General features: G+C 46.4%; 1 protein-coding gene. It reads right to left on the bottom strand.

Annotated elements, in window-relative coordinates:
• Positions 1–22 precede the first annotated feature (22 nt).
• The coding region (locus tag HC175_RS24040) for a hypothetical protein (RefSeq protein ID WP_209310199.1) at positions 23–321 on the bottom strand (299 nt) is incomplete at its 5' end.

Below are 321 nucleotides of genomic sequence, written 5' to 3'. Positions count from 1 at the left end.
TATTTGTATAGATTCTCGGGGTTCAAACATACGAGGGCTTCTGAACAAACAAAAAAATCCGCAGCTTTCGCTGCGGATTTTGTGCTTTAAGTGACCTCGACAGGATTAGCTTCGCTGTTCCTGAGAGAGTCCCCACCTGAAAATACAAAATCCACATCGCCTGTCGGCGCTGTGTTTTTGTGCTTTTCTCCAAAGCTTCGGGCAAGCCCGGCTTTGCCGAAAAACAAAAAAATCCGCAGCTTTCGCTGCGGATTTTGTGCTTTAAGTGACCTCGACAGGATTCAAACCTGTAACCTTCTGAGCCGTAATCAGATGCGCTAT

Source organism: Salinimicrobium oceani (assembly GCF_012037645.1).
Note: the sequence above shows the minus strand (reverse complement) of the source record. Positions and strands in the feature narration are given on the sequence as shown.